Source organism: Tissierella praeacuta DSM 18095, assembly GCF_900128955.1.
Taxonomy (GTDB): Bacteria; Bacillota; Clostridia; order Tissierellales; family Tissierellaceae; genus Tissierella; species Tissierella praeacuta.
The window spans coordinates 1-3835 of record NZ_FQTY01000033.1 but is presented as its reverse complement, the minus strand read 5'-3'; the positions used below and the strand labels follow the sequence as shown (position 1 = coordinate 3835).

The 3835-nt window shown below is 33.0% G+C and carries 5 protein-coding genes and 1 riboswitch; all 5 genes read right to left on the bottom strand.

Annotated features, from left to right (window positions below; all coding sequences use genetic code 11):
* Positions 1–373: 373 nt before the first annotated feature.
* Genes BUB33_RS15555 through folE form a run of 5 tightly spaced genes read right to left on the bottom strand, consistent with a single transcriptional unit; the run spans position 374 to position 3421 of the window.
* A complete protein-coding gene (locus BUB33_RS15555) occupies positions 374–757 on the bottom strand; it encodes a dihydrofolate reductase (RefSeq protein ID WP_072978131.1) in 384 nt (127 codons plus the stop codon).
* 3 nt (positions 758–760) lie between these two features.
* Positions 761–1576 carry a 2-amino-4-hydroxy-6-hydroxymethyldihydropteridine diphosphokinase gene (folK, locus tag BUB33_RS15550; protein WP_072978129.1) on the bottom strand — a complete coding sequence of 272 codons (816 nt, stop codon included), beginning with the start codon at positions 1574–1576 and terminating at the stop codon, positions 761–763.
* Positions 1564–2385 (bottom strand): dihydropteroate synthase, encoded by an 822-nt coding sequence (gene folP / locus BUB33_RS15545; protein WP_072978126.1) that lies wholly within the window; start codon positions 2383–2385, stop codon positions 1564–1566. The genes folK and folP overlap by 13 nt, the downstream gene beginning before the upstream one ends.
* Positions 2382–2861 (bottom strand): HD domain-containing protein, encoded by a 480-nt coding sequence (locus BUB33_RS15540; protein WP_072978124.1) that lies wholly within the window; start codon positions 2859–2861, stop codon positions 2382–2384. Before BUB33_RS15540 ends, folP begins: the two co-directional genes overlap by 4 nt.
* Positions 2862–2863: 2 nt before the next feature.
* The gene (gene folE / locus BUB33_RS15535; protein ID WP_072978122.1) at positions 2864–3421 is read right to left on the bottom strand and encodes a GTP cyclohydrolase I FolE; all 558 of its coding nucleotides are present in this window, start codon (positions 3419–3421) and stop codon (positions 2864–2866) included.
* Positions 3422–3508: 87 nt separating this feature from the next.
* Positions 3509–3608: riboswitch (THF riboswitch) on the bottom strand.
* Positions 3609–3835: the final 227 nt, after the last annotated feature.

The following is a 3835-nucleotide window of genomic DNA, read 5'->3' as shown; positions in this document are numbered from 1 at the left end:
AGTTCAAAAAACATGTAAAGCTTAATAAAACTATTATAGGGATATCATACCGATATCCCTATAATTATACAATACATCTATTATTAGACGCTTACAATAGAAATGGAATACGATAAAAAACAAGTCATTTAATGTGATATGCTCCCCTTGTGGTAAACAGTTTTTTTATTTAAACTGTCTACCACAAGGGGAGCATATCAAGCAATGGCTGTTTTCACTTCAAAAAAGTTGGACAATTTTTTCATTTTTGAAATCTATATGCTTATATACTTCTTTAGCACAGATAGCAAACTCTTCTTCAGAAATCATCTCGCCATTAATCTGCAAATATTCACGAAAACAGGGCACTTCCGGGCTTGTAAACAAACCAGTTTTATAGCCGCTTTGCTAATTTGGTTTTTTTTAGTATTTTAGTGATATAAGCAAATCCGCAATATGGTAAAAATTCATTATATACTTTTTCTCCACCAATTATAAATATTTCATCTGTATCAATATTCTTCACAGTGGATTTTGTCTCTTCCATAGATTTGCAGCACACACAGCCAACATTTTGTAATGTTGTACTTAAAATAATATTTTTTCTATTGGGAAGCGGTTTAGAATTAGGCAAAGATAGATAGGTGTTTTTGCCCATAATTACTGTTTTCTCTATTGTTTTTTGTTTGAAAAAAGCTTTATCTAAAGGAATGTTGTACAGTAATTCATTGTTTTGACCAATTGCCCAACACTCATCAACAGCGGCTATTAAATTCATAGATTATATCTCCTTTTTCAGTCGCTGCAAAAGCGATTGCATATTAATATGCTCAATCGGATGTATAAAGTATGGCTCAATTTCAACGAAGGGTTTTAATACGAATTCTCGCTTACAAATTTCCGGATGTGGAATTTTTAAATCATCTTTCCAGTAAATCATATCCCCATAAAAAAGAATATCAACATCTAAGGTTCGTTCCCCCCAATGGCGGGTTTTAGTACGTCCTGCTTTTTTCTCAATATTTTTGCAAAAATAGAGCAACTCTTTTGGTGTATAAACTGTACGAATTTTTAAGACACCATTCATAAAATTAGGTTGGTTTAATATTCCGTATGGTTCTGTTTCAATATAGGATGATTTCTTTAATAATATTATATTTTCATCATTTTCTATTTCATGTTCTACAAGCAATAGATTGCTTTTCCTATCCCCCAAGTTAGAGCCAACACCCAAATAACAAGTGTTGTATCTTCTAGTTACTGTGAGAGTTACGTCAGTAAACGGTGTTGAAATGGGTGCATGAGGTTTATGTATTGTAATGCTAACTTCTTCTATTAGAGGATAGTTTAACAATAGATGGATTGATAGTTTATTTGCCAATGTTTCCAATAAATCAAAACGATTTTCACGGCAAAATGAAGCTATTACACAGCTTACCTCACCATAGTTAACGGTATTTTCAATTTTATCATTACAAAGTGAAGTGTCGATAGCGAATTCACAATCTATAAAGAGAGTTTGACCTAGCTCCTTTTCACTCTGCAAAACTCCGTGATATGCATAAACTGTAATACCGGATATCTTTATTTTGTCCATATTTGTTCCTCCTTTATGGAGCGGATTATTTTTATTATGTCATTATTTTCATCTACATCATGAACCCGAATAAACGAAGCTCCTTGCAAAATTCCCCAAGCGGTTGTAGCGAGTGTTCCTGCAAGCCTATCAGCAACATTTTTATCTAAAATATTGCCAATAAAAGATTTTCGAGAAGTTGCAATCATTGTAGGATATCCTAAAGAACAAAGTTCTTTCGTACGATTTAGTACAATAAGATTTTCCTCTACATTTTTTTGAAACCCAACTCCGCCATCAAGTATAATCCTATCCTTTGATACTCCTGCTTTAAGAGCAATAGAAATTGAGTTTTGCATATCAGACATAAAATCATCGAAAAAATTAGTATAATCATGCTTCTTACGGTTATGCATAAGGCAGCAAGCTAACCCATTATTAGCAACTAGTTGTGCCATCTCTCCATTATCATATCGAAATCCCCAAATATCATTAATAATATCAATGTGAGAAACACATGCACAAGCAACCTCGTGCTTATAGCTGTCAAGTGATATTGGGATATCAAAGTTTGATTTTATAGCTGTTATAACAGGCATAACTCGCTCAATTTCTTCTTCAACAGAAATTTGAATATGATTGGGACGGGTGGACTCTCCACCAACATCAATAATATCTGCCCCAGATTTAATCATTTTTTCAACATGTAATAGAGCTTTATCAATATTATAAAATCTTCCTCCATCAGAAAAAGAATCAGGAGTTACATTGAGAATACCCATAATATAAAAATTATTCTTTACATCAAACTGTTTTTTGCCAATTATCATACTAGCACCTCTCTATATTTTTCTTCATCTGCCCATTTACATTCTGATTTCATATTACAAGAAAAACAGTTTCGACTTTGATGGTCTGCCCATTGAAGTAAAAGGGTTAATTGGTCTTTGGTGTTAAGCGAATTATGCATGGAAATAGCAGCGAGAATTCTTGACTGTTCTTCCGACGAAAAACCACCGGTTGTCAACAAAATTTCCTTTGCTAAAGAAGCACTGGCTATTTCATGAGGAGTATCGCTTGTATATTGAATATATCTTCCAATATCATGCAAAAGGGCTGTAGCATAAATAATGGCTTTTTCTATTTTTATACTTTTCTCTAATGAAGATATATACATAATTCTTGCTACGCTGAGAAAATGATTAACATCATGCTTGCAGAACACACGTTCTTTTTCGCACTCAGCATTTTTTTGTAAAGATAAAATATATTTAGGATTATGTAAAATGCGATTAATTCGTTCCATAATTACTCCCTTACCATTTCTAAGATGTATTTTTGTTTTAATATATCTTCTCTAAGAATTCCACAAGTGGAAATGGTAACCGTTTTACTCCCATATTTTTTAATGCCTCTCATAGTCATACAGGTATGTTCTGCCTCTATTATGACCATAACACCTTTTGCATTCAGAGACTCATAAATCGCATTTGCAATTTGTTTACAGAGCTGTTCTTGTATTTGTAACCTTCGAGCATAAACTTCTACTGCCCGACAAAGCTTACTTAAGCCAACCACTTTTTCATTTGGTATATAAGCAATATGTACTTTCCCATAAAAAGGGAGTAAATGGTGTTCACAAATGGAATGAAATACAATCCCTTTTTCTAAGACCAATTCAGCATCTTCACATTTAAATGTTTTAGAAAGATGGACTGATGCATCCTCCTGATAACCACCAACAATTTCATTGTACATTTTTGCAACACGTTTAGGTGTATCTATCAAACCTTCTCGATTTGGATTTTCTCCAATAGCTTCGAGCAACATTCTAATGGCGCTTTCCGTTTTTTCAATATTAACCATGTGGATTCTCCTTCATAATTATGTTTCTTGCAAACTATAAAACAGTATTGTCCACTGATTATATAGGTGAATACTTTATATAATTATCTCAGCGGGATGCGAAATAAATACCGCAGGCAAGCCGCCTTTCGTCCCCTTGACAACTCCCCGTTCAAAGGACACTTTACGCATTCATTTCTACTCTGTTTTTATATTTTATTGTAGTATTTATTGTAACATAATATAAGCCAAAGTAGCAAGTCAATATTTGAACAACACATAAGACGGCTTAGAAGATGTGATTTGTACTTGCAACCAATGCGATAAAGCACCTACAAATCATTACTTAAAATTGTCAATGAACTGTTCGTCGGCAAATTCATTTATAATGAGATTTTATCTACAGAAATATCTTGACATTAAAAAACTTCTTTC

Coding starts and splice junctions, on each gene's coding strand:
- folP (WP_072978126.1), bottom strand. CDS start 2,385: ATGATAATTGGCAAAAAACAGTTTGATGTAAAGAATAATTTTTATATT.
- BUB33_RS15540 (WP_072978124.1), bottom strand. CDS start 2,861: ATGGAACGAATTAATCGCATTTTACATAATCCTAAATATATTTTATCT.
- folK (WP_072978129.1), bottom strand. CDS start 1,576: ATGGACAAAATAAAGATATCCGGTATTACAGTTTATGCATATCACGGA.
- BUB33_RS15555 (WP_072978131.1), bottom strand. CDS start 757: ATGAATTTAATAGCCGCTGTTGATGAGTGTTGGGCAATTGGTCAAAAC.
- folE (WP_072978122.1), bottom strand. CDS start 3,421: ATGGTTAATATTGAAAAAACGGAAAGCGCCATTAGAATGTTGCTCGAA.